The sequence below is a fragment of the Mesorhizobium sp. WSM3873 genome, assembly GCF_001672445.1.
GTDB lineage: Bacteria > Pseudomonadota > Alphaproteobacteria > Rhizobiales > Rhizobiaceae > Mesorhizobium.
Map to the genome: position 1 here is coordinate 95093 of NZ_LYTM01000013.1, position 25558 is coordinate 120650.

Below are 25558 nucleotides of genomic sequence, written 5' to 3' on the forward strand. Positions count from 1 at the left end.
AGAGGTTTCCCGGCGCGGCCGAGAACCCTCTTTTTCATCGTTGAATCAGCGTATCGACATCTCGCGGGCGATACGCGGAAAGTCGGCCGGCTTGATGCCGATATCGGCGCGGTCGGCGTTGCTCATCGCGTTCAGCAGCGCGAGCGCCGATCGGTAACGCTGTTGTTCCTGCGGCCGCGGCCGCGCGAACATTTCGGTGAAGAACCCCATATTCCAGCCCCTTGTTTGTCCTCCACACGCCGAGAATATAGGTGATTTGTTACAATTGTGCAGTGCAGCAAGCGCATGGCAGCCATGCCTGGTGAATTTTTTCCGCCAAAATCGCTTCTCTTCTGAAACTTTTGCGGAAACTCGACCGTACGGCACGGTCCTGGCGGGTGGGCTTTTTCCTCGCCACTCTGGCGACCTGCCGGTCGGTATCAAATGCAGCGCGGCTTTGATCTTTCCGGCCGGCGTCTGCAGCTGCAAGCACCCGCAATCGTTAATGTCGTCGGCATTCATTTTTAACGACAGCGATCTATGGTCGACGGCAACAATGAATGCCGTTGCGACAGGAGGAGGCTGAGATCGGCACCGGGAACAAGCTGGATTTCGCTTCGTTGCTCGACGACCTCATCATCGCTTCCGAGGAGGGCGAAGACGGGGGCGCCCGGCCCTCGATTCCATTCGACTATCTGTCGGTGGCGGACGAGCTTCACTCCGGCCGCATCAAGGTCGCCGGCGAAAGCGTCGCCGCCGAGTACCGCGAAGCGGGCGCCGACCTTGCCGCCGAGTTCGCCGCGCTTCTCGACCAGGCCAAGCTGGCTCTCGCTGAGGAAGAGCATCGCCCTGAGGAAGAGCTGGCGCCGATCGACCCTGAATCGATTGCCGGCGAGCTCGGCCTCGATCGCCCTGCGAAGGATACCGATTTCGGCCGCATTCGCCGCAACTTCGCCTTCGCCAACCATCCGGACCGTGTCGCCCCGCATCTGCGTCAGCGCGCCATGATCCGCATGCAAGTGGCCAACATGCTGATCGACGAGGCCAAGCGGCGCGCGCTGGCCGCGGCACGACGCTAACCGGTTTCCGAATTCACGCAAAAGTCGCCAGGACCGGCTTGGAGAAAATCCGGCCTATGCCTTATGCTTGAATTCCTCCCCGCGCAGCCGCGCGCCACCTCCCGCCGGAGACATTTCATGCAAAAACGCCGCCTCGGTCGGACAGACCTCCTTGTTTCGCAAATCTGCCTCGGTTCGATGACCTGGGGCCAGCAGAACACAGAGGCCGAAGGCCATGCCCAGATGGATCTGGCCTTCTCGCGCGGCGTGAATTTCATCGACACCGCCGAGCTTTACCCGATCCCGCCCAAAGCCGAGACGCAAGGGTGGACCGAGAGGATCATCGGCAGTTGGATGAAGACCAAGGGCAACCGCGACAAGGTCATCATCGCCTCGAAAGTGGTCGGCCGCACGGCCAACGCCTGGTTTCGCGGCGACCGGCCATCGAAGCTTGTGCGCGCCGACATTTTCGATGCGGTCGAGAAGTCGCTCGCCAAGCTCCGTACCGATTATATCGATCTCTACCAGATCCATTGGCCGGACCGGGACATTCCCTGGGGTTCGAACCCGACGCGGGTCGGGGCGGTAGCGCGGCGGGCCGATGCTGTCGGAGCGCCGGCGGACGAGACGCCGATCGCCGAGACGCTCGCTGTCTTCGAGGAACTGGTGAAGGCGGGAAAAATCCGCCATTTAGGCCTGTCGAACGAAAGCTCGTGGGGCGTCATGCGTTTCCTTGCCGAGTCCGACAAGGGCGTCGGCCCGCGCGTCGCCTCGCTGCAGAACGCCTACAATCTCGTCAACCGCACCTTCGAGGTGAACCTGGCCGAAGTCTGCCAACGCGAAGAGGTCGCGTTTCTACCTTATTCTCCGCTGGCGCAGGGCTACCTCACTGGCAAATATGATCACGGCGCCCGGCCGCAAGGCTCGCGCACGCAGCTCTTCAATCGCGGCCAGCGCTACGAGACGCCGAATGCGGCGGAAGTGCTGCTCCAATACAGTGAGCTGGCGCGCTCCTTCGGCATGGAGCCGGCGCTCTTCGCCAACGCCTATGTGACGAGCCGGCCTTTTGTAACCGCGAACATCGTCGGCGCCACCAGCGTCGCGCAGCTCGACATGGCGCTGTCTTCGGTCGAGGTCCGCTGGACGGAGGAGATGCAGAAGGCGGTCGATGCCATCCACCAGCGCGTCGGCAACCCTTGCCCGTGACTGGAAATCATTGAGAAGGACGAAGGGATGGAGGCGATGGCAGATTTTCCGATCGAGCTCGTGCGCGGACGGTTTCCAGCACTTTCGCTGACCGACAAGGGCCGCCGTCGCATCTATCTCGACAATCCCGCCGGAACCCAGGTGCCGCAGGCGGTGGCGGATGCGGTCTCGCGCTGCCTGCTAACGACAAACGCCAACCTCGGCGGCTTCTTCGAAACGACGGTCGCGGCGCAGCAGGTGGTCGACGATGCGCATGCGGCGATGGCCGATTTTCTCGGTGCGGCGAGCGTCGAAGAAATCATCATCGGCGCCAATATGACGACGCTGACCTACCACATGTCGCGCACACTCGGCCGGACGATGAAGCCGGGCGACGAGATCATCCTCACCCGCATGGACCACGAGGGCAATGTCTCGCCCTGGCTGCAGCTTGCAGAGGATCTCGGCCTTGTCGTGCGTTTCCTGCCCTTCGACGAGAAAAGCTGGCAGGTCGAGGAAGCGGGGCTGGAGGCGCTGCTTTCGGAAAAGACGCGGCTTGTGGCGCTGAACTATGCCTCGAACCTCACCGGCTCGATCAACCGCGTCAGCGAGCTGACGGCACTCGCCAAGCAGGCCGGGGCGCTGGTCTATGTCGACGCGGTGCAAGTCGCGCCGCACGGGCTGATCGACGTTCAGGCGCTGGGCTGCGATTTCCTGGTCTGCTCGGCCTATAAATTCTTCGGGCCGCATATGGGTATATTGTGGGGCCGCCGCGACGTCATCGATGCGCTGAAACCCTACAAATGCCGCTGCTCGTCCAACCACCTGCCGGAAAGGTTCGAGCTTGGCACGCCGCAGATCGAGCTGATGGCTGGATTGACCGCAGCGGTCGACTACTTCGCCGATCTCGGCGCCGCAGACGGCGAAGGCGGTTCGCGGCGGCAGCGGATAGCGAAGGCCTTCGAAGTGTCGATCGCTTACGAGAACGCGCTCGCCCGGCAGTTGATCGAGGGCCTGTCGGCCATCGATGGCATGACCATTCGCGGCATCACCGACCCGGAACGTTTCGGCGATCGCGTGCCGACAATTTCCTTCACGGTAGAGGGCATCGCGCCGGAAACGATCGTGCGACAGATGAATGCCGAAAACATCTTCCTGTGGTCCGGCCACAACTATGCATGGGAGATCGTCCACCAACTCGGCATTCCGCCGGAGCAGGGCGTCGTGCGCATCGGCATCGCGCATTACAACACGACCGCAGAGATCGACGAGACGCTGGAAAGCGCCCATCGCGTCATTGCAATGCTGAGGCAGCAGCGCGCCTGAACTATCCTTTCTTCCCGCCAAAGCCGGTCAGGAAAGCGGTGAGGTTGTCGGCGAGCGCATCGCAGAGGTAGCCGCCCTCCTGGACGATGACCGTCGGCAGGCCAAGGCCGGCGATCGCCTCGCCGATGCGCGCGAAGCCGGGCGTCGTCACCGAAAGGCCTCCGAACGGATCGCCTTCGAATGCGTCGAGCCCGAGCGCGACAACCAGCGCTTCCGGCGCGAAGGCACGGATGCGCCGGAAGGCTGTTTCCAACCCTTCCAGAAAGGCCGCGTCGCCGGATTTGCGCGGCAGTGGCAGGTTGAGGTTGTAGCCGAGGCCCGCCCCTTCGCCGCGCTCGTCGGCATGGCCCCAGAAGAAGGGATAGAAGCGCACCGGATCGGCATGCAGCGAGACGGTCAAAACATCCGGTCGGGCGTAAAAGATTCCCTGCGTGCCGTTGCCGTGATGCAGGTCGACATCGAGTATGGCGACACGTCCCGCGTCCTTTCTCAGCACCTGCGCGGCGACCGCCGAATTGTTGATGAAGCAGAAGCCGCCCGCCACGTCGGCAAAGGCGTGATGGCCGGGCGGGCGGCAGAGCGCGTAGGCCGCCGTCGCGCCGGCCATCACGGCTTCGGCGGTTTCCACCGCGCTCCAGGCGCTCCAGAGCGCACTGTTCCAGGTCTCTACCGAGATCGGGCAGGCGGTGTCGGCCATATGATAGCCGGCCTGGCCGACCGCCGAGGCCGGGTAGGAGCCGCCGCGGCCGATTGGATGGATGTTCGGGATGACCTCAGCCGAGGCGCCTTCGATGCGTTGCCAGCGCGCGAAGATGTGCTCGAGAAAGTCGAGATATTCGGGCGTATGCACGGCGGCGATCGGCCCAAGGCCATGGTCGTTCGGCCGTTCGATCGTCACACCGGCCGATCTTGCGCCGGCTAGCAATCTCTCGACCCGTTCCGGCTTTTCCGGATTGGGTTGCGGCGCGCCGCTGGAAAGGAAGGCCTTCGGGTCATGGCGCTTCTGTTCCTCGGCATAGAAGGCTTTCATCGTTCGTCCTCCGGCGCGTCGGCAAAGGCAAAAAAGGCCTCGCCGACAATCTTCTGCACCTGCTCGTAGCTCGACCAGCCGATACCGAGCTTTTCATAGAAGGTCTTGGCGGTCTCGTTATCGGTGTCGACGGAGAGCCTGAGATAGACGCCGCCTGCAGTGCGACACTCCTTGGCCACGCGCCGCAACAGCTTCTCACCGATGCGGCGGCCGCGAAAGCGGTCCTCGACATAGAGGTCCTGCACAAAGACCCCGGGCCGGCCCATCCAGGTCGAAAAGATTGGGAAGTGCAGGCAAAGCCCGGCGAATTCGCCGTCGACCTCGGCGACCAAGGTCGAAAAGGCGGGGTTTGCGCCGAAGCCGTAGCGGCGGAGGTCATCCGGTGTCGAGGTGATGTCCTGATGCGCGCCGATGTGGGTGCCGAGGCGCAGCAAGGCGGCATGGATGGTCTCGGCATCCTCGATTTGGCCGGGGCGGAGGATAACTGTGCTCACGACAAATACGGCGCCCGGGCACCCCCCTCTGTCCCGCCGGACATCTCCCCCGCAACGAGGGAGATCAGCAGGTGCACCGACCGCGCTGTTCCTGCAACGTCGGCGATTGGCGAAAGCGACAGGGACATCGGATCTCCCCCGTTGCGGGGGAGATGGCCGGCAGGCCAGAGGCGGGTGCGAAGGATCGCGAACATCTCAGGACGTCTCAAAGCGCCATTTCACCCTCAGCCTGCCACCGGCAGGTCGAGTTCCTCCGCCAGCGCCTCGAGCGAGTCGCCGATGATTGCGATCATCTCGCCGATCTGCTCGCGCGTGATGATCATCGGCGGCGCCACCATGAAATTGTCGCCGTCGACGCCCCCCTTGACCTTGCGGCCATAGATGATCAGGCCGCGCGCATAGGCGTGGTCGAGCAGGCGCTGCGTTGCCTTTTTCGCCGGCGCGATCGGCGTCAGCGCCTCCGGATCGGCGACCATCTCGGCGCCGAGCAGCAAGCCCTTGCCGCGCACGTCGGCGATGAAAGGGAAACGCTTCTGCAACGCCTTCAATTCTGCGATCAGCACATCCTCCATGGTGGCGGCGTTGGCGATGAGATCTAGCCGGTCCATTTCGCTCAGCACCGCAAGGCCTGCCGCACAGGCAAGCGGATTGCCGGCATAGGTGTGGCCGTGCTGGAAGCCGCCGGAGGCGAGCAGCGGCTCGACCAGTCGCATGGGAGCAGCCAGCGCGCCGAGCGGCGCATAGCCGGAGCCCAGCCCTTTCGACAGCGCGACGATGTCCGGCTTGCAGTTCCAATGGTCGCCGCCCAAAAATTTGCCGGTGCGGCCGGCACCGCTCATCACCTCGTCATGGATGAGCAGGATGCCGTAGCGGTCGCATATCTCGCGGATGCGCGGATAGTAGCTGTCGGGCGCGACAAGGGCTGCCGTCGCCGCGCCGCCGACGGGTTCCATGATGAAGGCGAGCACGCTTTCCGGGCCCTCGGCCTGTATCTTGTCTTCGAGCATGTCGGCATAGCGGATGCCGCGCTGCTCCATCGAGAGGTTGTCGCGATCGCGCCAGGCGGCCGGCGCCGGCACCGTCGGCATCACCCGCATCAGCGGCGTAAATGTCTCGGCAAGCGCGTCGTCGCCGGTGATGGCGAGCGAACCCAGCGTGCCACCGTGATAGGACGGGAAGCGGGTGATCACCTTCCAGCGCTTCGGCTGACCGGTGGCGACCGCCCATTGCCGGGCGAGTTTGATGCAGGATTCGGTCGCTTCCGAGCCGCCCGAGACGAAGAAGATGCGGTCCATGCCTTCGGGCAGCTTGTGAGACAGTGCCCGCGCCAGTTCTTCCGCCGGTTCGTTCTCGAAATGAAGCCGATAGGCGAAGGTGGTCTTGTCCATCTGCCGCTTCATGGCGTCGAGCACGTTGCGGTTGGAATGGCCGATATTGGCGACCATCGGTCCGCTTGAACCGTCGATGAAGCGGCGGCCGTCCTTGGTCCAGAAATAGATGCCCTCGGCGCGGTCGACGAGTGGCCGGCGCAGGCTGGAGAGATAGAACAAATGCGACGGCGGCCGCGCTTCGGCTTCAGGCGAGGGCTGCACTTCCGGTGTCGGCATATCAGGACTTTCCGAGATAGCGGTCGAGAACATTCTTGGTGACGCGTTCGACCATCGCGTCCTGCCTTAGCAGGCCGGCGACCCATTCGCAGCTTCCGGCGTGGAAGACTTCGCCCTTGCCGCGCGGGAAATTGACGATCATGCCGTTGCCGCGCTTGACCTTGTCGAGATTGGCGTCGCTGGCCTCGCCGAACAAAGTCTCGGCGGTGAAGCGGCCGTCCTCGTCGGTGAGGAACTGGTCTTCGATCGGAATGTCGGCGCTTTCCTCGACCTGGCTCGCCAGGCCGACGGCCAGCACCTGCAAGCCGTCCGGAGCGCCGCTCTCCGCAGTCGGGTAGGGCAGGCCGCCGCGTATCTCGAAATGGAGCCCGTCGACCTCATAGCCATAGACATGGCTGTCGGCGCCAAGCAGGTCGCCATAATAGATGCCGGTGCCGGCGAAGGCCCAGTGCTCGGGGCGGTAGACCGGGAAGCCGCGCACGCCGCGCGGCGCGCAGCCGCCCCAGCCGGCATAGACGCCACGCGTCGCGTTGAGGCCGAAGGTAGCGCTGCCCGGACGGCCGATCTCCGGTGCTTCCCAGGAATTGGTGGCGCGGGTGATGTCGCCGCCGCGATAGGCCGGGTCTTCGGCCCGTGCCCGGTATTTGTAGCAAACCTGGCGTCGGCCCTCGTCCTCCAGCCTGGTCTGCCACATGAAATTGCCGGCGAAGCGCGCCGCGTGGCCGCCGCGCTCGACATAAGCGTCCACCGCGTCGCGCATCTCCCAGGTCCAGTATTCGTCGTGGCCGACGAAGACGACGCAATCATAGCCGTCGAGGATTTCCGGCGAGAAGTGCAGCTCGTGCTGGCTGGCGAGGTCGACCTGATATCCGGCGCGTTCGGCAAAGCGGAAGAAATGGCTGTCGTAGCTTGCCCAGCCGGAAGACGCGTATTTCTTCGAATGTCCCGTGGCAAAGGCCCATTCCATATGCGGATAACGCGGCACGGTCTTCGGCGGCACAGCGACTTCCAGCGGCACGCGCGGTGCATCCTTGGGCAGCACGACGAAGCCGCGGCACCAAGGGCGCTGCGTGGAGACCATCGTGGCATATTGGTCGCGGTTCGGGCCGGTGATGCCCTGATAGTGGTTGGAGCCGCCCCAGGTGTTATAGGCGAGCCAGGTGCCGGTCGCGGCGATCTGCAGCAGGCGACCAGGCTTGCGGCCGGGCAGGGGCGCGACGATGAAGAGGTGGTGGCTCTCGATCGGCGTGCCGTCTGGCCCTTCAGCCGAAAGCCTGACACGGTAAGCTCCCGACGGCCAGTCATCGCCGATGCGGAATTCGAACGAGGCTTCCCAGCCGCAGCCGTCGACCGAACATTGCTCGGGCGTTTCCTGCCAGCGCGCCGACAGTCCCGACCCATCGAAGACCTTGGTTTCATCGCCGCCGTGGCGGACGATGACAATTCTGAATTGCGGGGCCGTCGAGCTGACGAAAAGCGTCACCGTCTCGCCCGGACGATAGGAAAAGCGGTCGCTGTAGCACCAGATCTCGCCGCTCGAGCCATCCATGCCGGGCCACTCGTAATAATGCCCGCGCACCGCCTCCCGGCGCTGCTCGGGCGTCAGTCCGAAATCGGGAAAGTCGGCGGGCCGTTGCGTCATGGAAAAACCGAAATCAAGAGGTCGCCATTGAGACCGTAGGGCGGCCAAGCGTCAAATGGAAACGATCGGGCCAGCAGGCGCTTGGCCTTATCCGGCAAACGGCTTATTTGATCTTCAGGCGATGTTTGAACGCCGGGAGCCAAGATGCTGCGCGTGCAAAGGGTCAAGGTCGACGACATCTATGTGCCGATGGCGAGGCGCAAGACGCTGCATCCGGAGACGGTACGCCATCTTGCCGAGGATATCCTCGAGAACGGCATGAAGATGCCGATCCAGGTGCGCCACGACGGCAAGCGTCATGTCCTGGTCGAAGGGCTGCACCGGCTGGAAGCCGCCAAATGGCTCGGCGAAACCGAGATCGATGCCTACCTCGTCCAGGCGCGGCGCCACTGACGCCATCCTATCTGTTGCCGTGTCGGCCCGGCATCACCGTGAGCGATCGCGTCCTATCAATGCTTTTTAATTGACGCTGCGATGTTCGCGGCTACCGTGCCGGCCTTACCTGTCAATCGGATCCTTGGACATGGCGAAATACCAGGGCGGATGCCTGTGCGGCGCAGTGCGCTATCGCGCCGAGGCCGAACCAATCAACGAGCGCGTCTGCCATTGCCGGCTGTGCCAGAAGGCGATCGGCGCCGCCTTCAATGCGCGGCTCCTGTTCAGCATCGATGATGTCACGATCCAGGGACCGGTGGCGACAATCAATTCTTCGCCGGACCTCAAGCGCGGTTTCTGCTCGGCCTGCGGCACGACGATGTTTTCGCGACGTGACTCCAGGGGCATTCTCGGCATCACATCCGGCTCGCTCGATGATCCGTCCGCGTTCAAGCCCGACATGCATTTCTGGACCGCTTCGAAGCAGCCCTGGCTGCAGCTGGATGACGGCCTGCCGCAATATGAGGGCGCGCCTCCCGCTTAACCTTCTTCAGCAAGAGAAGGTTAACGCCTGCACAAAGATTTCATCTTCGATTCACGAGATAGCCGGCAAAGCGTCATTGGCGGGCCATCATTGGCTGCCTATCTAAGCGCCACGCGGCAAGGCATCGAGGAGGTGACGGATGAGCGAGAGCAGCAACACCCTGGACGAGCTTTTGAACGACCCGATGATCCAACTCGTGATGGAGCGTGACCGCGTGCGCCCGGCCGAGCTTCGCCTGCTCTTGGAAAAGGCTCGCGACAGGGCTGCCGACGATTCCCGCATCGACCAGCCGGTGCTGCCGCCGGCGCATATCGTGGCCAGAAGCTGCCTGAAGCAATGGCTGTACCGCTAAAGCGCGTCGCGCTGAACTGACGCGCTTTAGGTCTTTCCGATCAGCTCGAATGCGCCGGCAAATAGCTGTAATGACTGCGGAGATAGGCAATTTTGAAGCCGAGCCGGGCGTGGTTGCGGTAGGCCGGACCGTCGCGTTCGGGGCTCGGCGCCTCGATGTCGGCGACGAACAGTCTTGCGCCGGCGGCTATGCCGTCGCGGACCAGCCTTTCGCCAAGCATGGCGTCGAGGTCGAAGCTCGGCGCCATGATGCCAGGCACCGGGGCGTCGATCCCGCTCCAGGCGGCGCCATCCGAGATGAACATTGAACGCACGGCAGCCACGGCGCCATCGCGTTTCAGCATGTAGTGACGCCAGCCCTCGCGGCCGACCAGGGCCATGAGCCAGGGCGAGGTGGGCAGCCTGTACCTCGCATCGATGAAGGAAGCCCATTCGGGAGCGGTCTTGGACGTAACCTCTTCGACCGACAGATCGTCTGCCGGGAACAGCGGCTCGGCAGGCAGCGGCGTTGCGTCGCGAAAAATTCGTTCCCAGCCGCTCTGATGCTGGAGCCCGCGCGCTTCCAGCCAGCAGCGCAGCCGGGAAGGCTCGGTGTGCGGGCTTGTGCAGAACCACGGCCGCAAGATGCCGGCAGCGCGGTAATGCGCCAGCAGCGAATCGAGCTGATCTTCCGTGGCCGGGCCGTCGACGCCGATGTTCTTCACGCAGTTGAAATGGATGAACGGGATCGTCGTGCAGGTGGTCCAGACGAGGTCGCCGTCGCGGGCGATCGACAAGCCGTGCCGCGCGGCGAATTCCGTGGGCGCGGCATCGTAGAGATCGAGCCAGGCATTGACCTCTGCGCGCTCGATGGCGCGGCTCAAATCACGCGAGACCTCCTCGATCCCGATTTCCGGATGGTGCGACACCGGCGGGACGACCGGCTGCAGTTCCGAGAGGGCGGCAGTCGACATGCTAGTCCTCCTCCGATCTGCCTTACAGTGTAAGATTAGCGCATGATAATATGGAAGCGCCTGTTGTCAAGCAGGATAAGCGGCACCTTACAAATCCGTGAATTGGCTTCGCCGTACCATGAGGCTAAGCCTGCCCTTGAGGGGCTTTGCGCATAACAATTCATTTTTCGCCGGGGAAAGGACAGGGATGACGGACGTCTGCACGCAGGGATTGGACACCGGCTTTGTCAGCCTGGGCTACGCCAAGGTGGCGTTTCTCGGCATCGTGCAAGGCATCACCGAACTGCTGCCGATCTCTTCGACGGCGCATATGCGCGTCGTGCCCGCCGTGCTTGGCTGGCAGGACCCGGGCTCGGCCTTTTCTGCGGCTATGCAACTCGCGGCCCTTGCCGCGGTGATCAGCTATTTCTGGAGCGATGTCAGGGAAGTCGCGGTGGGGTCGCTGGCGGCGCTCACGCGCCGCGACTATGCCAACCGCTATTTCCGCCTGGCGATCGGCATCGTGCTTGCCACCGTTCCGATCGTCATCGCCGGCCTTGCGCTATCCAGCGTGCTCAATGCCTGCAACTCGCCGCTGCGCGGGCTGGCCGTGATCGGCTGGGCCTGCATCGCCATGGCTGTGCTGCTTGCGCTGTCGGAAATCTATGCCCGCCACAGGCTGACCCTGGACAAGGTGTCCGTGCTCGACGCCTTGCTCGTCGGCGTGGCCCAGGTCGGCGCGCTCATTCCCGGCGTGTCGCGCTCGGGATCGACGCTGACGGCGGCGCTGGGCCTTGGCTATGCCCGCCCGGAGGCGGCGCGGCTCTCCTTCCTGCTCGGCCTGCCGGCCATCGCGTTGGCCGGCCTGAAGGAGCTTTGGGAACTGCACAAGATTCACCTCGGCGCTTATGGCTGGTCGGTCCTGGCGGTCGGCCTCGTCGTCGCCTCGATTTCCGCCTTCTTCGCCATATGGGGACTGATGCGCGTGCTCGAGCGCTTTTCCGCTTGGCCCTTCGTCATCTATCGCGGCCTGCTCGGCGTCGTGCTGCTGATCGGCGTCGCCGTCGGCTGGCTGAGCTAGAGGCTTTCGCCGAATCCGCTATACCGGCACCTGAACCTTGTTTCGGGTGCGCCTATGGACATTGCAACCCTGCTGCAATCGCTGCCTTTGCTGGCAGCGCTGGTGAAATCGGCGGTGCCGGCAGTGGTCGGTGCGGGGCTGGGGCTCAGCCAATGGGTCGCAGCGCTGCCGCCATGCCGCACTCACACCTTCGAGACCGCGACCTATCTCGTCTGCGAGACGGACCCGAAGCTTTACTCGATCGAGCTGTTCTGGAAGGATCCCGACGGCAAGCTCTACCAGTCGCTGCACAATCTTCGAAGCGCCCAGCAGGCCGCCGGACGCACCATGCTCTTCGGCATCAATGCCGGCATGTACCATCCCAATCTCGCGCCGGTCGGTCTCTATGTCGAGCGCGGGCAGCAGATCGCGTCGGCGAAGATTGGGGCCGGCTCCGGCAATTTCTCGATGCAGCCCAACGGCATCTTCTATCTTAGCGACCGCAAGGCCGGCGTTCGCGCGACGAAGGATTATTTGAAGCGTTCCCCGAAGGTGGACTATGCCACCCAGTCCGGGCCGATGCTGGTGATCGACGGAAAGCTGCATCCGAAATTCCAGGCCGACAGCCCTTCGCGAAAAATCCGCGATGGCGTCGGCGTGCGTGGCGACGGCGTCGTCGTCTTCGCCATCTCGAACGATGTGGTGACTTTCCACGAATTCGCGCGCCTGTTCCGCAACGAACTCGGCTGTCCCAACGCGCTCTTCCTCGACGGCTCGATCTCCAGCCTCTATGCGCCGGCCATTGGCCGCAACGACGATTTCTGGAATCTCGGGCCGATGATCGGCGTGTTCAGGCGCTGAGCAACCGAGAAGCGGTTTGCGTGGAAACAAAGGCGGAGCTTTTATTGTCGGCTTGCCTGGCGAATCGCCCCGCCGAACCAAAGGTAAATTTTGATTCAAACTTTGTTGGTAATTTCTCATTAGGAATGGGGCTCCCGGCGGCGCTGTTCCGGCCCTCGGTCTGTTTTGTTTTGCGTACAGGTCAAGATGCGGATTTTTGGCGTCGTCAGTTTCGTGCTTGCAGGGCTTTGCCTTGCCGGCTGCTCGTCTACCTCGGGCGTCGATGCCTTGCAGATGCCGTCGAACGAGACGACCAGTTCAGTCGTGCGGCCGAGCGCGCCGGTGACGAAGGCAGTGAAGACCGCCGACGCTGCGATGACGGTGGAGACCGTTTCCATGGCGGGCGCCGCGCGCATCAGGCCGCCGGCGTCGCTCCCTGGCGACCAGAATGCTCGTGTTGACGAGGACAACGCGCGTCCAGGGGATGAGAATTCGCGTCCCTTTGGCTTGGCCGAGGAAGAGACGGTGGCATTCCCGGCGCCGGACCTGCCGGATACGGTCGAGCCCCCGGTCGAGGCCGCAGCACTCGTCTCGCCGCCGAAGCGGCTGTCGCGCGCAGCGCCCGCGATGCTGGCTGGCCCTGTTACCCGCTATGCCTTTCGCGATGCCAAACCGATCAATTTCGGGCGCGCCTCGCCCAGGCACCTTGCCGTCCATGGCGTCGACGTGTCGCGCTGGCAGGGCAATATCAACTGGCAAAAGCTGCGCGCCCAGGGCGCCAACTTCGCCTACATCAAGGCGACCGACGGCGGCGACCATCTCGATCCGATGTTCATGAAAAACTGGCGCGGCGCCGATGCCGCCGGGCTGAAGCGCGGCGCCTATCATTTCTTCTACTGGTGCCGCACCGCCGGCGAGCAGGCCGACTGGTTCATCCGCAACGTGCCGCGGGTCCAAGGCGCGCTGCCGCCGGTCATCGATGTCGAGTGGAACGGCGAGTCCTCCTGCAAGCGCCGGCCTTCGCGCCAGAAGGTGCTGGAGAAGATGCAGGTGTTCATGGACAAGCTGGAGCGCCATTACGGCCAGCGGCCCATCATCTACACGTCGCCGGATTTTTATCGCGACAATCTGCGCGGTGCATTTCTCGACTATCCGTTCTGGCTGCGCGCGGTGGCCGCCCATCCGTCAAAGGTCTATCCGGGCCGCAACTGGCTGTTCTGGCAATATTCGGGCTCCGGGCTGTCGCATGGCGTGAGCGGCCGCATCGACCTCAATGTCTTCCACGGCGACGAGCGGCAGTGGCGCAGGTGGCTGGGCGGCGGCGAGGTGGTGGCCGACGCGAATTGAGGCCGTATGCTTCACCCGGCGCGGCGCGGCGATCGACGGCAATTTCAGGATTTCTCTAACCATCGACTCACCGTCTCCCTTAGCGGCGCGGCAACGGCCTTCCGGTAACGTGTTCGTGATCGCGTCTTGGAGGGGTCTATGCGCAAACTGATTGTCACTGCCGCTGTGGTGGCCGCCGTCGGCTACGGATTTTTCAATTCGCACCTGCGCAGCAATACGCCCAACGCCAATGTGGTCGCCTATTCAACCACCGACGAGGCGATGCAGGGCGCCAAGGCCAAGGGCCACTCGACGCTACCCCGCTTCCATGAGTTGATGGCCGCCCGCACGCCTGGCACCTATACGGTCAAGTTCCCGCTGACCCAGAACGGCGCCACCGAGCATATCTGGATGCAGCTTGTGGCTTTCAGCGACGGCCGCTTCGTCGGATTGCTGGCCGACAAGCCGGTCAACGGCAACCAGTACAAGATGGGCGACCGCATGACGGTTGCCGAGGCCGATGTCGAAGACTGGATGATCCGCAACGGCAGCGACGTCTATGGTGGCTACACGGTACGCCAGGCGCTGGCCGACATGCCGAAGGAACAGGCGGCGAAATACGGGATCACGTTCAAGGATTGAGTGGTTCCCCTTCTCCCCTTGTGGGAGAAGGTGTCGCCGAAGGCGACGGATGAGGGGTGCTCCAGCTTGCCGCAGACCTTCGCCAACGTTGGGCACAGCGACAGGATCGCAGCGTCTCACTCCGCTGGAACACCCCTCATCCGTCTCGGCGCTGCGCGCCAATCCACCTTCTCCCACAAGGGGAGAAGGAGAGGGCGCGCGCTACCCCTCGTTGATCATCGCCTCGATGTTGTAACCGTCGGGATCGAGCACGAAGCAGGCGTAGTAGTTCGCCGCGTAGTCCGGACGCGGCCCGGGCTCACCATTGTCCGCGGCACCTGCCTCCAGCGCCGCCCGATAGAACGCATCGACCTCCGCCTTGCTCTTCACCCGGAAGGCAACGTGCAGATGGGTGAGCGGCGGCTGCTCGCCGGCGCGCTGGATCTCGAACAGGCAGCCATTGCCGACATCGAAGGCCCAGAACACGCCCTCCTTGCCGAAGGAGAGGCTGTAGCCCAAGGGCGCAAAAGCCTTTTCGTAGAAGAGCTTGCTCTTCTCGAGGTCGCACACTTCGATGGTGATGTGGTCGATCATGGAAGGTCTTGGACAATCAGGCCAGTGTGGCCGGCCACGATGACGCGGCCGGCTTTGATCTATATTGGCGATGGCTGCATTTGGTTGCAACCAGATACCAGCCATCGGCCTTCAGCTTGCGAATAACTTCGCTGACTGTCAGCCTTGGCGGCATCGGGCCTCAGCTGCACCCGCTCGTCGAACCACACGTGTCGCACTTCTCGCAGGTGCCGTTCCGCACCATGGTGAAGTTGTGGCACTCCGAACATTCGTTGCCGGTGTAACCCTGGAGCAAGGACTGCTGGCGACGGGTGGCGGCTAGCTTCTTGGCCTCGGCGGCCTCGTTGGCGGCGGCGTCGGTGAAGAGCGCCTCGGCGCCGCCGGCGGCCTCGGCTTCCTCTTCCACCATCTCCTCGGCCAGTTCCCTGGCGCGCTCCTCATAGTCGCGCTTGTAGGCAAGGGCCTCGTCGCTTGCCGGCTTCAATGCCAGCACGTTGGAGCCGGCAAAGGCGGTGGGCGCTGCGCGGGCAGGGGCGGTCGTCGGGGCTGAGCCGCCAAAGCCCTTGGGGTCCGAACCGGCAGCCGAGACCAGCTTCACCGGAGAGGCGCCGCGATAGAGGCCCTTGGAGAAGGGCGTCGCCTTGCCTTCGGTGATGCCGCGGCCGAGCGCCGTCTTGTCGAAGTCCGACTGGTCGACATGGGCGAGGTCGTGGCGGCCGAGATAGGACACGGCAAGCTCGCGGAACACGTAGTCGAGGATCGACGTCGCGTTCTTGATCGCGTCGTTGCCCTGCACCATGCCGGCCGGCTCGAACTTGGTGAAGGTGAAGGCCTCGACATATTCGTCGAGTGGCACGCCATATTGCAGGCCGAGCGAGATGGCGATGGCGAAGTTGTTCATCATGGCGCGGAAGGCGGCACCTTCCTTGTGCATGTCGATGAAGATCTCGCCGAGGCGGCCGTCGTCGAACTCGCCGGTCCTGAGATACACCTTGTGGCCGCCGACGACCGCCTTCTGCGTGTAGCCCTTGCGGCGGTTCGGCAGCTTCTCGCGGTCGCGGTAGAGACGCTCGATGACGCGCTCGACGATCTTTTCCGTCACCTGCACGGCGCGCTGCGCGGCGGGCGCCGCAATCAGCTGCTCGACCGCCTCGTCCTCGTCCTCCTCGCCGTCGGCGAGCAGCGAGGCATTGAGCGGCTGCGACAGCTTCGAGCCGTCGCGATAGAGCGCGTTGGCCTTCAGCGCCAGCTTCCAGGACAGCATGTAGGCGTTCTTGGCGTCCTCGACCGTCGCCTCGTTCGGCATGTTGATGGTCTTGGAAATGGCGCCCGAGATGAAGGGCTGCGCCGCCGCCATCATCAGGATGTGGCTCTGGATCGACAGCGAGCGCTTGCCGATCTTGCCGCAGGGGCTGGCGCAGTCGAACACCGGCAGGTGCTCGGCCTTGAGGAACGGTGCCCCTTCGAGCGTCATCGCACCGCAGACATGGATGTTGGCGGCGTCGATGTCCTTCTTGGAGAAGCCCAGCGCCGGCAGCATCTCGAAGGAGAAGTCGGAAAGCTGCTCGTCGGTGAAGCCGAGCGTCTCTTTCACCCAATCGGCGCCGAGCGTCCACTGGTTGAACACGAACTTGATGTCGAAGGCCGACTTCAGCGCCGCATTCAGCGCCGCGATCCTGTCATCGGTGAAGCCCTTGGCCTTCAGCGAAGACGGGTTGATGCCGGGCGCCTGGTTGAGGTTGCCATGGCCGACGGCATAGGCCTCGATCTCGGCGATCTGGCTTTCGGAGTAGCCGAGCGTGCGCAGCGCTTCCGGCACCGCGCGGTTGATGATCTTGAAGTAGCCGCCGCCGGCGAGCTTCTTGAACTTCACCAGCGCGAAGTCGGGCTCGATGCCGGTGGTGTCGCAATCCATGACCAGGCCGATCGTGCCGGTCGGCGCGATGACGGTCGCCTGCGCGTTGCGATAGCCATGCTCCTCGCCGAGCTCGATGGCGCGATCCCAGGCGGCGCGGGCATGCTCGGCCAGCGCCTGCTGCTTCAGGTCGGAGGCGACCAGCGGCACCGGGTTGACGGCGAGCTTCTCGTAGCCGTCCTTGTCGCCATAGGCGGCACGGCGGTGGTTGCGCATGACGCGCAGCATGTTCTGGGCGTTACGGTCATAGTCCGGGAAGGCGCCGAGCTCGGAAGCCATTTCGGCCGAGGTGGCATAGGCGATGCCGGTCATGATGGCGGTGAGCGCGGCGCAGATCGCGCGGCCCTCGTCGGAGTCGTAGGGAATGCCGGACGTCATCAACAGGCCGCCGATGTTGGCGTAGCCGAGGCCGAGCGTGCGGTAGTCGTAGGAGAGCTTGGCGATCTCCTTCGACGGGAACTGCGCCATCATCACCGAGATCTCGAGCACGACGGTCCACAGCCGAACGGTGTGCTCGTAAGCGGCGATGTCGATCGTGCCGTCTTCCTTGCGGTAGGGCAGGAGGTTGATCGAGGCGAGATTGCAGGCCGTGTCGTCGAGGAACATGTATTCCGAGCACGGGTTGGAGGCCCGGATCGCACCGGCGGAGGCGCAGGTGTGCCAGTCGTTCATCGTCGTGTTGAAATGCAGGCCGGGATCGGCGGACGCCCAGGCGGCATAACCGATCTTTTCCCACAGATCCCGCGCCTTCAGCGTCTTCAGCACCTTGCCGTCCTTGCGGGCGGTGAGCTGCCAGTCGCCGTCGGCCTCGACGGCGCGCAGGAAATTGTCCTTCAGCGACACCGAGTTGTTGGAGTTCTGGCCGGAAACGGTGAGATAGGCGTCGGAGTCCCAGTCGGTGTCGTAGGTCTTGAACGACATCGAGGTGTAGCCCTGGCGGGCGAACTGGATGACGCGATAGATGTAGTTCTCCGGCACGGCGTCCTTCTTGGCCGCCTTGATCTCGCGCTTCAGCGCGGTGTTGAGGGCCGGGTCGAAGCAGTCGTCGCCATTGCCTTCGCAATTGACGCAGGCCTTCATGATCGCTTCGAGGTGCTTCTTGACGATCTTCGAGCCGGTCACCAGCGAGGCGACCTTCTGCTCCTCATTGACCTTCCAGTCGATGAAGTCCTCGATGTCGGGATGGTCGGCGTCGACGATGACCATCTTGGCGGCGCGGCGCGTCGTGCCGCCCGACTTGATGGCGCCCGCCGCGCGATCGCCGATCTTGAGGAAGCTCATCAGGCCGGACGAGCGGCCGCCGCCGGACAGCTTCTCGCCTTCGCCGCGCAGCATCGAGAAGTTCGAGCCGGTGCCGGAGCCGTATTTGAACAGGCGCGCCTCACGCACCCACAGGTCCATGATGCCGCCCTCGTTAACGAGGTCGTCCTGAACGCTCTGGATGAAGCAGGCATGCGGCTGCGGATGCTCGTAAGCCGACTTCGACTTGGTCAGCTTGCCGGTGAAGGGGTCGACATAGAAGTGACCCTGGCTCGGCCCGTCGATGCCATAGGCCCAGTGCAGGCCGGTGTTGAACCATTGCGGCGAGTTCGGTGCCACGCGCTGAGTGGCCAGCATATAGGCAAGCTCGTCGCGGAAAGCGCGCGCATCTTCTTCCGACTTGAAGTAACCGCCCTTCCAGCCCCAATAGGTCCAGGTGCCGGACAGCCGGTCGAAGACCTGGCGGGCATCGGTTTCCGAACCATAGCGCTCGGCCTCAGGGAGCTTGGCGAGTTCGGCCTCGTCGGCAACCGAACGCCACAGGAAGGAGGGGACGTCGTTCTCCTCGACCTTCTTCAGGCGCGCCGGGACGCCGGCCTTGCGGAAATATTTTTGGGCCAGGATGTCGGCCGCGACCTGGCTGAACTGCGCCGGCACATCGATGTTATCGAGGCGGAACACCACCGAGCCGTCGGGATTCTTGATCTCCGACAGGGCCTTGCGGAATTCGATCTCCGCGTAAGCTGCCCCTTCTTGACCTTGGTCTGGCTTGGTGAAGCGACGCTCGATGCGCATTGGTCCGGTCCCTTTTGTCTACATATAGCGCTTTTCCCTAGGGATTGCTGCCCCGCCAGGCGAAAAGCACGGTCCGCCGTTTGACGGCATCGCAGGCGACGCCGGCATTCTCCTCGTCGCGGGCAGCACCGTGCAGACAAGCAAACGCCCTTCCAGGCGCTCACCAGGCTGCAGGCCGACCCGCGGGTCCCTCAAAACTGAAACGTTTGTCGATTCCCTCGGAAGAGGGAGGTTCACACTATCTAGGGTCGAGCCTGCCTGCAAACACTAAATATAGTATTAACAGATCATTTTTTCCAGCCCGACAATTCTCCCTTTCGCCCACCCAAGCCCCATCATACCCAACGCTTCCGCCGGCCTCGTGAACGGGCGGAAATGTGGGCAAAACGCACAAAATCCGGGAAAAAAGACCGGCTTCTGAACTCTCCGGTCACGCCCGCAACAGGAGCGCATGGCCTATAAAAAGCGACTCGTTCTGACCCGTCAAGGATTCGTTTTTGTAGGTTTTGTGACCCCAATATGTTGTGTGTCACAAATGTGGATAACGGGGACAGAAAGGCGCATCGAAAAGCCTTTATTTGACGGTCCTTGCGGACGGTTCGTCGGGTTGCCCGGGGCCGGGCCCGACGGGCGGCTTTTCATTTTAGCTGGCTTGCACTATCTGTTGCCCTGCGCGGGGGCGCGTCTTGTCAAGCCTGGAAGCATTCGCTACGCCCCGCTCATGACAGTTACCGTTCGTTTCGCCCCGTCGCCGACCGGCCGCATCCACATCGGCAATGCCCGCACCGCGCTGTTCAACTGGCTTTTCGCCATGAACAACAAGGGCCGCTACATCCAGCGCTTCGACGATACAGACGTTGCCCGTTCGACGCAGGAATTCGCCGATTCAATTCTCTATGACCTGCATTGGCTCGGCATTTTTCCCGACGTTACCGAATACCAGTCGCGTCGCTTTGAAGTCTATGACGCCGCGGTGGAGCGGCTGAAGGCGGCGCGCGTGCTTTATGCCTGCTACGAAACGCCGGAGGAGTTAGACCTGCGCCGCAAGGTGCGCCGCACGCGCGGCCTGCCGCCGGTCTATGGCCGCGAGGCATTGACGCTGACGCCGGAGCAGGTGGCCGAATACGAATCCGACGGGCGCCGGCCGCATTGGCGCTTTCTTTTGCCGAACTTCACCGGCGACCCGCTGCAGCCCGAGCGGACCGAGGTGCACTGGAACGACCTTGTGCGCGGCGAGGAGACCGTCGATCTCGCCTCACTGTCGGACCCGGTCCTGGTGCGTGAGGACGGCACTTATCTCTACACGCTGCCTTCGGTGGTCGACGACATCGAGATGGGCGTCACCCATGTCATACGCGGCGACGACCACGTAACCAACACCGGCGTGCAGATCGCCTTGTTCCAGGCGCTGGGCGCTGAGCCGCCGGTGTTCGGGCACCACAATCTCTTGACCACCGTGTCGGGTGAGGGGCTGTCGAAGCGCACCGGCGCGCTGTCGATCGAAAGCCTGCGCGAGGACGGCATCGAGCCGATGGCTGTCGCCTCACTTGCGGTGCTCGTTGGCACATCGGAGAATGTCACGGCAGCGCACGATCTCAACGAGCTCGGCAGCCATTTCGACCCGGCCGCGACATCCAAGTCTGCCGCCAAGTTCGATCCCGACGAGCTTTTCGTGCTCAATCGCACGCTGATGCACCAAATGCCGTTCGAGGAGGCGCGCGACCGGCTGATTGTGCTTGGCATTTCCGGCGACAGGGCCGAGCCCTTCTGGCTCGCCGTGCGCGGCAATATCGACCGTTTGTCCGACGCTGTCGCCTGGTGGCGAATCCTGAGTGAGGGGCCGCAGGAGCCGGCGGAATTTTCCGGCGAGGACCGTGATTTCCTCCACCAGGCGTTCGACCTGTTGCCGGAAGAGCCTTGGAACGGCACGGTCTGGAAGGATTGGACCGGCAAGATCAGGGAAGCGACGGGCCGCAAGGGCAAGCCGCTGTTCATGCCGCTGCGGCTTGCCCTTACCGGGCGGTCTTCGGGGCCGGAGCTTGCAGATCTATTGCCGCTGATGGGTCGGGAAGGAACGCTGGCCCGACGACCCTGACCTTGCGCTGTTCCGGCGGCAGGGCCGAAACCGGTGACGCCGGCACCTTGGCGGTCAGCTGCTTGATAGCCGCGCGGTCGAGCCCGCCTGCAGCGTTGGCGAGCGTTTCGGGATCGGCGCCAGCATCGAGCTTGGCCGCCGGCGCCGGCACGAGGGTCGTCACCCCGCTGTCCGGCTGCGGCTGCTCCGGATTGGGCGGATTGCCGCCTATGATCGAGAAGTTTTCGGCCTGGGCGTTGCAGCCGCATTGCGGCGGCCGCGAGTAGTTGGCCTGCTTGTAGAGATAGGCCGTCGGCAGCTCGCTGTAAGGACGGCCGGTCGCCGAGGATGTCATGTTGCCGGCGTCATCGTCCATGCCGCGCGTGTAGAAGACCTGCATCTCGGTGCCGGGGCAGCTCGATTCGCAATTCTTCTGATCGCGCTCGAAATCGCCGTAAGAGGCGGCGTTCGACATCGGGAAGAAATAGCCGTCGCAGGTGCGCACGCAGACGGTGCGGAACTCGCCGTTCATCCTCGGCAGGTCCATGCCATCGGGTTGGTTGATCACCCGGCGGATGTTGCGCGCGCCGGGATCGTCTGGCGGAAGCGCTTCAGGCGTGTCGAGCGTAGCGATCTCCTCGTCGCCACGGCCGAAGAGCTGCTCGAACAGATTGCCGCCACCATTGTTGCGGGCGGCCTCCTGGATCGGGGCGCGAGGCGCCTCGACTTCATCATCGCGGCAGCCATTGGCGTCGAGCGCCGCAAGAATGCGGCTGCGGTCGCGCCGCGTGCCGCCGCCGGCCAGCCGCTGGCGCTTGGCCTGCAAGATGTCGAGATTGGCGTTCATGCGCTTTATCGAGACATTGATCGCCGCGCATTGGCTGGCATTGCGCGAAAACAGCGCGAAGCCGCAATTGGCATCACCGGCGCGGCCGCGCGCCTTGGCCAGCTGCTCGCGCTGGCGGGCGATCGCGTCGTCATATTTGCGGATCAGTCCCGGACCGCCGCTACCGCCGCGCGTGGCTGCAAGCTCCGCTTCGAGCTGGTTGCAGGTGCGAGAAGCCGCCTGCGGCTCGGTCACAGCGACAGCCGACGCCGCCAACGCTGCAAACAGCGCAGCAAGGTGCGTCAGCTTCAACCCCTTCATCCGCCTGGAATCCCGATTGCCGGTGGAAGGCTACCGCGTTCGTGGTTAACTGTTCCCTAGCTTTCGACTCAACACAAATCCGCTGGCGCGAGCTCGCACAACCCAGAGCTCACCCTCAACTCAGATCGGGGCGAGCGCCTGCGCCTTGTGCGCCGCCTCGACGACCGCCAGTGCCGTCATGTTGACAACGCCGCGCGAGGTCACCGAAGGCGTCAGGATGTGCGCGGGCTTGTCGGTGCCGAGCAGGATCGGCCCGACATGCAGCGCGTCCATCATGGCACGCAGCGCCGTCAGCGTGATGTTGGCCGAATCGAGGTTCGGGAACACCAGCAGATTGGCTTCCCCTTTCAGCCGCGAATGCGGGTAGACGCGCTGGCGCAGATGCTCGGAAAGAGCCGAGTCGGCATGCATCTCGCCGTCGCACTGCAGCTCCGGCGCGATGCGGGCGAGGATGGCAGCGGCCTCGCGCATCTTGAGCGCGCCGGGCGAATCGCGCGAGCCGAAATCCGAATGCGACAGCAGCGCAGCCTTCGGCTCGATGCCGAAGCGCTGGATTTCTTCCGCCGCCAGCACCGTCATCTCGGCGATCTCCTCCGCCGTCGGATCGACGGAGACATGGGTGTCGGTGAGGAAGATGATGCCGCGCTGCGAGATCAGCATCGACAGCGTCGAGAGATCGCGGTCCTTGATGCCCGGACGCGGCCCGATGATCAGCGTGACATTGCGGAGATGGCGCTCGAAGCGGCCTTCGAGCCCGCAAATCATCGCATCCGCATCGCCGCGCTTCAACGCAAGCGCCGCGATCACCGTGTTGTTGGTGCGCACCATGGTGCGAGCGGCTTCCGTCGTTATACCGCGGCGGCCGGCGAGCTCGATCAGCAGATCGACATAGTGCCGGTAGCGCGGATCGTCCTCCGGATTGATCAGGCCGAAATCGACGCCCGGCCGGATGCGCAGGCCGTAACGCTTCAGCCTCACTTCCACGACATGCGGACGGCCGATCAGGATCGGCTCGGCGATGCCTTCCTCAAGGACCACCTGTGCCGCCCGCAGCACGCGCTCGTCCTCGCCGTCGGCGTAGATGACGCGCTTCGCGCTGGCGGCCTTGGCCGAGGAGAACACCGGTTTCATCACCAGGCCGGAGCGGAAGACGAAGCGGTTGAGCTTGTCGACATAGGCCGCGAAATCGGAGATCGGCCGCGTCGCCACGCCGGTGTCGCAGGCGGCTCTCGCCACCGCCGGCGCGATGCGCAGGATGAGCCGCGGATCGAAGGGCGAGGGGATCAGGAAGTCCGGCCCGAAGACCGGCGTCTCGCCGGAATAGGCGCGGGCGGCGACGTCCGAGGGCTCCTCGCGGGCCAGCGCCGCGATCGCTCTGACCGCGGCCATCTTCATCTCCTCGTTGATGGCGCTCGCCCCGCAATCCAGCGCGCCGCGGAAGATGTAAGGAAAGCAGAGCACGTTATTGACTTGATTGGGAAAATCGGAGCGCCCGGTGCAGATCATGGCGTCGGGCCGTGCCGCGCGCGCCACCTCAGGCATGATCTCCGGCGTCGGGTTGGCGAGCGCCAGGATCAGCGGCTTCGGCGCCATGTGCTGCAGGAGTTCTGGCTTCAGCACGCCTGCGGCGGAGAGGCCGAGAAAGACGTCGGCGCCGGGGATGACATCGGTCAGCGTGCGCGCCTGGGTGTCCTTCACATAAGGGTCTTTCCAGCGGTCCATCTCCTCGACCCGGCCTTTGTAGGCGACGCCGAAACGATCGGTGACCCAGATGTTTTCGACCTTGGCCCCGAGCGAGACCAAAAGGTTGAGGCAGGCGAGCGCCGCAGCGCCCGCGCCGGACGTGACGATCTTGATGTCGGAGATCGATTTGCCGGCGAATTCCAGCCCGTTGAGCACCGCGGCGGCGACGATGATTGCCGTGCCATGCTGGTCGTCATGGAAAACCGGTATGCCCATGCGGGCCTTCAACCGCTCCTCGACCTCGAAGCATTCAGGCGCCTTGATGTCCTCGAGATTGATGCCGCCGAAGGTCGGCTCGAGCGCGGCCACCGTCTCGACCATGCCCTCGATCTCGAGAGCATCAATCTCGATGTCGAAGACGTCGATGCCGGCGAATTTCTTGAACAGCACCGCCTTTCCTTCCATCACCGGCTTGGAGGCGAGCGGGCCGATATTGCCCAGCCCAAGCACCGCCGAGCCGTTGGAGACAACGCCGACGAGGTTGGCGCGCGCCGTGTAGTCGGCGGCGGCCGCCGGATCGTCCCGGATCTCGAGACAAGGAGCGGCAACGCCCGGCGAATAGGCAAGCGCGAGATCCCGCTGGTTGCCCAGCGGCTTGGTCGCCTGGATCTCGAGCTTTCCCGGGGTGGGGTGCTTGTGAAAGAAGAGCGCGGCCTCATCGAGGTCCGATCGGGCCGTTTTCTTGCTCTCGCCGTCCATTCGCGGCCCTCCTGCTTCTTGCTTTCGAGCCTTTTAGCATGCAGCGGCGATTCTTCGCGACGCCAAATGTCGGCCCTGGCATTCACAATGCCGAGGCGAAGATAATCAATGCATTTCAGCCTGTTGGCTCGGAAACTTGCGGCTGATTGACGAAGCTCGTCAGAACGCGCTCACGTAGAGGCCACCGTCGACCGGGATGTTCTGTCCAGTGAGATAGCCGGCATGAACCGAGCACAGGAAGGCGCAGATCTGGCCGAACTCTTCCGGCGTGCCGAGGCGCTTTGCCGGTACGTCGGCGCTGATGCGGGCCTTGCGCGCGACGGCCGCTGCCGGGTCTTCCGGCGTGCCGGCTTCTTGCGGGCCACGCAGCCGGTCGGTGTCTAGCTTGCCGGGCAACAGGCTGTTGATGGTGACGTTGCGGTCGATCACGGTGCGCGCCACGCCGGCAAGGAACGAGGTCAGGCCGGCGCGGGCGCCCGACGACAGGTCGAGGCCCGGGATCGGCACATAGACCGACAGCGAGGTGATGTTGACGATGCGGCCGAAGCCGCGCTTGGCCATGCCGTCGATGACCGCCTGGATCAGCTCGATCGGCGTCACCATGTTCTGCGTCACGCCTTCGAGGATTTTCGCGCGGTCGAGCTCGCGGAAATCGCGAAGCGGCGGGCCGCCATTGTTGTTGACCAGGATGTCGGGGGCGGGGCAGGCGGCAAGCAATGCCTTCTGCACTTCCGGCTTCGAGACGTCGCCCGCGATCTCGATCACCTCGACACCGAATTTTTTGCGGATTTCCTGCGCCGTCTTCGCCAACAGCTCGGCGTTGCGACCGTTTACAACAAGGTCGACGCCGGCTTCGGCCAGCGCAATCGCGCATCCGCGCCCCAGTCCCTTGCTCGAGGCGCAGACGATGGCCTTCTTGCCGCGAATGCCGAGATCCATGGTGATTTCTCCTTTTTCGAGGGCGGCAAGCTAGCGCTTGGGC

At 63.9% G+C, this 25558-nt stretch carries 22 protein-coding genes; 11 read left to right on the forward strand and 11 right to left on the reverse strand.

Annotation, left to right across the window (positions count from 1 at the left end; genetic code table 11):
* Nucleotides 1–45: 45 nt before the first annotated feature.
* The gene (locus A9K71_RS33010; RefSeq protein WP_082954041.1) at nt 46–210 is read right to left on the reverse strand and encodes a DUF1127 domain-containing protein; all 165 of its coding nucleotides are present in this window, start codon (nt 208–210) and stop codon (nt 46–48) included.
* A gap of 329 nt (nt 211–539) precedes the next feature.
* On the opposite strand from A9K71_RS33010, the gene A9K71_RS12050 reads away from it, so the two are divergent.
* The 3 genes from A9K71_RS12050 to A9K71_RS12060 all read left to right on the forward strand — a co-directional run bounded on the left by A9K71_RS12050 (nt 540) and on the right by A9K71_RS12060 (nt 3548).
* Nucleotides 540–1058, forward strand: coding sequence for a hypothetical protein (locus A9K71_RS12050; protein ID WP_066995206.1), 519 nt, complete (start codon nt 540–542; stop codon nt 1056–1058).
* A 117-nt stretch (nt 1059–1175) separates the two neighbouring features.
* Nucleotides 1176–2243 (forward strand): aldo/keto reductase, encoded by a 1068-nt coding sequence (locus tag A9K71_RS12055; RefSeq protein WP_066995324.1) that lies wholly within the window; start codon nt 1176–1178, stop codon nt 2241–2243.
* A gap of 36 nt (nt 2244–2279) precedes the next feature.
* A complete protein-coding gene (locus A9K71_RS12060; protein ID WP_066995327.1) occupies nt 2280–3548 on the forward strand; it encodes a cysteine desulfurase-like protein in 1269 nt (422 codons plus the stop codon).
* Between the two features lies 1 nt (nt 3549).
* Here A9K71_RS12060 and A9K71_RS12065 read toward each other — a convergent pair whose 3' ends face one another.
* From A9K71_RS12065 to A9K71_RS12085, 4 genes are all read right to left on the reverse strand, one after another.
* Nucleotides 3550–4578 carry a histone deacetylase family protein gene (locus tag A9K71_RS12065; protein WP_066995209.1) on the reverse strand — a complete coding sequence of 343 codons (1029 nt, stop codon included), beginning with the start codon at nt 4576–4578 and terminating at the stop codon, nt 3550–3552.
* On the reverse strand, nt 4575–5072 hold the full coding sequence (locus A9K71_RS12070) for a GNAT family N-acetyltransferase (RefSeq protein WP_066995212.1): 498 nt from the start codon (nt 5070–5072) through the stop codon (nt 4575–4577). The genes A9K71_RS12065 and A9K71_RS12070 overlap by 4 nt, the downstream gene beginning before the upstream one ends.
* 224 nt (nt 5073–5296) lie before the next feature.
* Nucleotides 5297–6679: an aspartate aminotransferase family protein gene (locus A9K71_RS12080; protein WP_066995217.1), complete on the reverse strand. Its 1383-nt coding sequence runs from the start codon at nt 6677–6679 to the stop codon at nt 5297–5299.
* Between the two features lies 1 nt (nt 6680).
* Nucleotides 6681–8321: a N,N-dimethylformamidase beta subunit family domain-containing protein gene (locus A9K71_RS12085; protein WP_066995220.1), complete on the reverse strand. Its 1641-nt coding sequence runs from the start codon at nt 8319–8321 to the stop codon at nt 6681–6683.
* A 144-nt stretch (nt 8322–8465) separates the two neighbouring features.
* Between A9K71_RS12085 and A9K71_RS12090 the strand changes: the two genes are divergently transcribed.
* The 3 genes from A9K71_RS12090 to A9K71_RS12100 all read left to right on the forward strand — a co-directional run bounded on the left by A9K71_RS12090 (nt 8466) and on the right by A9K71_RS12100 (nt 9592).
* Nucleotides 8466–8714, forward strand: a complete 249-nt coding sequence (locus tag A9K71_RS12090) for a ParB N-terminal domain-containing protein (RefSeq protein WP_066995224.1) — start codon at nt 8466–8468, stop codon at nt 8712–8714.
* 130 nt (nt 8715–8844) lie between these two features.
* Nucleotides 8845–9240: a GFA family protein gene (locus A9K71_RS12095; protein ID WP_066995228.1), complete on the forward strand. Its 396-nt coding sequence runs from the start codon at nt 8845–8847 to the stop codon at nt 9238–9240.
* Between the two features lie 139 nt (nt 9241–9379).
* Nucleotides 9380–9592: a hypothetical protein gene (locus tag A9K71_RS12100; RefSeq protein ID WP_066995231.1), complete on the forward strand. Its 213-nt coding sequence runs from the start codon at nt 9380–9382 to the stop codon at nt 9590–9592.
* Nucleotides 9593–9632: 40 nt separating this feature from the next.
* Here the strand turns inward: A9K71_RS12100 and A9K71_RS12105 are convergent, their stop codons facing one another.
* Nucleotides 9633–10544: a hypothetical protein gene (locus A9K71_RS12105; protein WP_066995234.1), complete on the reverse strand. Its 912-nt coding sequence runs from the start codon at nt 10542–10544 to the stop codon at nt 9633–9635.
* A 187-nt stretch (nt 10545–10731) separates the two neighbouring features.
* On the opposite strand from A9K71_RS12105, the gene A9K71_RS12110 reads away from it, so the two are divergent.
* The 4 genes from A9K71_RS12110 to A9K71_RS12125 all read left to right on the forward strand — a co-directional run bounded on the left by A9K71_RS12110 (nt 10732) and on the right by A9K71_RS12125 (nt 14391).
* Nucleotides 10732–11604, forward strand: coding sequence for an undecaprenyl-diphosphate phosphatase (locus A9K71_RS12110; protein WP_066995237.1), 873 nt, complete (start codon nt 10732–10734; stop codon nt 11602–11604).
* A gap of 54 nt (nt 11605–11658) precedes the next feature.
* Nucleotides 11659–12444 carry a phosphodiester glycosidase family protein gene (locus A9K71_RS12115; protein ID WP_066995240.1) on the forward strand — a complete coding sequence of 262 codons (786 nt, stop codon included), beginning with the start codon at nt 11659–11661 and terminating at the stop codon, nt 12442–12444.
* 186 nt (nt 12445–12630) lie between these two features.
* On the forward strand, nt 12631–13770 hold the full coding sequence (locus A9K71_RS12120; RefSeq protein ID WP_066995242.1) for a GH25 family lysozyme: 1140 nt from the start codon (nt 12631–12633) through the stop codon (nt 13768–13770).
* Nucleotides 13771–13908: 138 nt separating this feature from the next.
* Nucleotides 13909–14391 carry a DUF2314 domain-containing protein gene (locus A9K71_RS12125; protein ID WP_066995245.1) on the forward strand — a complete coding sequence of 161 codons (483 nt, stop codon included), beginning with the start codon at nt 13909–13911 and terminating at the stop codon, nt 14389–14391.
* A gap of 201 nt (nt 14392–14592) precedes the next feature.
* Here A9K71_RS12125 and A9K71_RS12130 read toward each other — a convergent pair whose 3' ends face one another.
* Nucleotides 14593–14964 (reverse strand): VOC family protein, encoded by a 372-nt coding sequence (locus tag A9K71_RS12130; RefSeq protein ID WP_066995247.1) that lies wholly within the window; start codon nt 14962–14964, stop codon nt 14593–14595.
* A gap of 160 nt (nt 14965–15124) precedes the next feature.
* Entirely contained in the window at nt 15125–18913 is a 3789-nt protein-coding gene (locus A9K71_RS12135) for a vitamin B12-dependent ribonucleotide reductase (RefSeq protein WP_066995249.1), read from the reverse strand.
* Between the two features lie 721 nt (nt 18914–19634).
* Here A9K71_RS12135 and gltX point away from each other — a divergent pair.
* Entirely contained in the window at nt 19635–21008 is a 1374-nt protein-coding gene (gltX, locus tag A9K71_RS12140; RefSeq protein ID WP_066995252.1) for a glutamate--tRNA ligase, read from the forward strand.
* On the opposite strand, the gene A9K71_RS12145 is transcribed toward gltX, so the two are convergent.
* The 3 genes from A9K71_RS12145 to A9K71_RS12155 form a co-directional block, all read right to left on the reverse strand.
* Nucleotides 20926–22134 carry a DUF2865 domain-containing protein gene (locus A9K71_RS12145; protein ID WP_066995254.1) on the reverse strand — a complete coding sequence of 403 codons (1209 nt, stop codon included), beginning with the start codon at nt 22132–22134 and terminating at the stop codon, nt 20926–20928. The genes gltX and A9K71_RS12145 overlap by 83 nt on opposite strands.
* Before the next feature lie 120 nt (nt 22135–22254).
* On the reverse strand, nt 22255–24576 hold the full coding sequence (locus A9K71_RS12150) for an NADP-dependent malic enzyme (RefSeq protein ID WP_066995257.1): 2322 nt from the start codon (nt 24574–24576) through the stop codon (nt 22255–22257).
* Between the two features lie 159 nt (nt 24577–24735).
* Entirely contained in the window at nt 24736–25515 is a 780-nt protein-coding gene (locus A9K71_RS12155; protein WP_066995260.1) for an SDR family oxidoreductase, read from the reverse strand.
* Nucleotides 25516–25558 lie beyond the last annotated feature (43 nt).

Bases quoted from the DNA above. Each gene is read 5' to 3' on its own strand.
- A9K71_RS12100 (WP_066995231.1), top strand. From the start codon at position 9,380: ATGAGCGAGAGCAGCAACACCCTGGACGAGCTTTTGAACGACCCGATG.
- A9K71_RS12110 (WP_066995237.1), top strand. From the start codon at position 10,732: ATGACGGACGTCTGCACGCAGGGATTGGACACCGGCTTTGTCAGCCTG.
- A9K71_RS12115 (WP_066995240.1), top strand. From the start codon at position 11,659: ATGGACATTGCAACCCTGCTGCAATCGCTGCCTTTGCTGGCAGCGCTG.
- A9K71_RS12085 (WP_066995220.1), bottom strand. From the start codon at position 8,321: ATGACGCAACGGCCCGCCGACTTTCCCGATTTCGGACTGACGCCCGAG.
- A9K71_RS12150 (WP_066995257.1), bottom strand. From the start codon at position 24,576: ATGGACGGCGAGAGCAAGAAAACGGCCCGATCGGACCTCGATGAGGCC.
- A9K71_RS12130 (WP_066995247.1), bottom strand. From the start codon at position 14,964: ATGATCGACCACATCACCATCGAAGTGTGCGACCTCGAGAAGAGCAAG.
- A9K71_RS12120 (WP_066995242.1), top strand. From the start codon at position 12,631: ATGCGGATTTTTGGCGTCGTCAGTTTCGTGCTTGCAGGGCTTTGCCTT.
- A9K71_RS33010 (WP_082954041.1), bottom strand. From the start codon at position 210: ATGGGGTTCTTCACCGAAATGTTCGCGCGGCCGCGGCCGCAGGAACAA.
- A9K71_RS12155 (WP_066995260.1), bottom strand. From the start codon at position 25,515: ATGGATCTCGGCATTCGCGGCAAGAAGGCCATCGTCTGCGCCTCGAGC.
- A9K71_RS12105 (WP_066995234.1), bottom strand. From the start codon at position 10,544: ATGTCGACTGCCGCCCTCTCGGAACTGCAGCCGGTCGTCCCGCCGGTG.
- A9K71_RS12065 (WP_066995209.1), bottom strand. From the start codon at position 4,578: ATGAAAGCCTTCTATGCCGAGGAACAGAAGCGCCATGACCCGAAGGCC.
- A9K71_RS12050 (WP_066995206.1), top strand. From the start codon at position 540: ATGCCGTTGCGACAGGAGGAGGCTGAGATCGGCACCGGGAACAAGCTG.
- A9K71_RS12135 (WP_066995249.1), bottom strand. From the start codon at position 18,913: ATGCGCATCGAGCGTCGCTTCACCAAGCCAGACCAAGGTCAAGAAGGG.
- A9K71_RS12060 (WP_066995327.1), top strand. From the start codon at position 2,280: ATGGCAGATTTTCCGATCGAGCTCGTGCGCGGACGGTTTCCAGCACTT.
- A9K71_RS12080 (WP_066995217.1), bottom strand. From the start codon at position 6,679: ATGCCGACACCGGAAGTGCAGCCCTCGCCTGAAGCCGAAGCGCGGCCG.
- A9K71_RS12055 (WP_066995324.1), top strand. From the start codon at position 1,176: ATGCAAAAACGCCGCCTCGGTCGGACAGACCTCCTTGTTTCGCAAATC.
- gltX (WP_066995252.1), top strand. From the start codon at position 19,635: ATGACAGTTACCGTTCGTTTCGCCCCGTCGCCGACCGGCCGCATCCAC.
- A9K71_RS12090 (WP_066995224.1), top strand. From the start codon at position 8,466: ATGCTGCGCGTGCAAAGGGTCAAGGTCGACGACATCTATGTGCCGATG.
- A9K71_RS12125 (WP_066995245.1), top strand. From the start codon at position 13,909: ATGCGCAAACTGATTGTCACTGCCGCTGTGGTGGCCGCCGTCGGCTAC.
- A9K71_RS12095 (WP_066995228.1), top strand. From the start codon at position 8,845: ATGGCGAAATACCAGGGCGGATGCCTGTGCGGCGCAGTGCGCTATCGC.
- A9K71_RS12145 (WP_066995254.1), bottom strand. From the start codon at position 22,134: ATGAAGGGGTTGAAGCTGACGCACCTTGCTGCGCTGTTTGCAGCGTTG.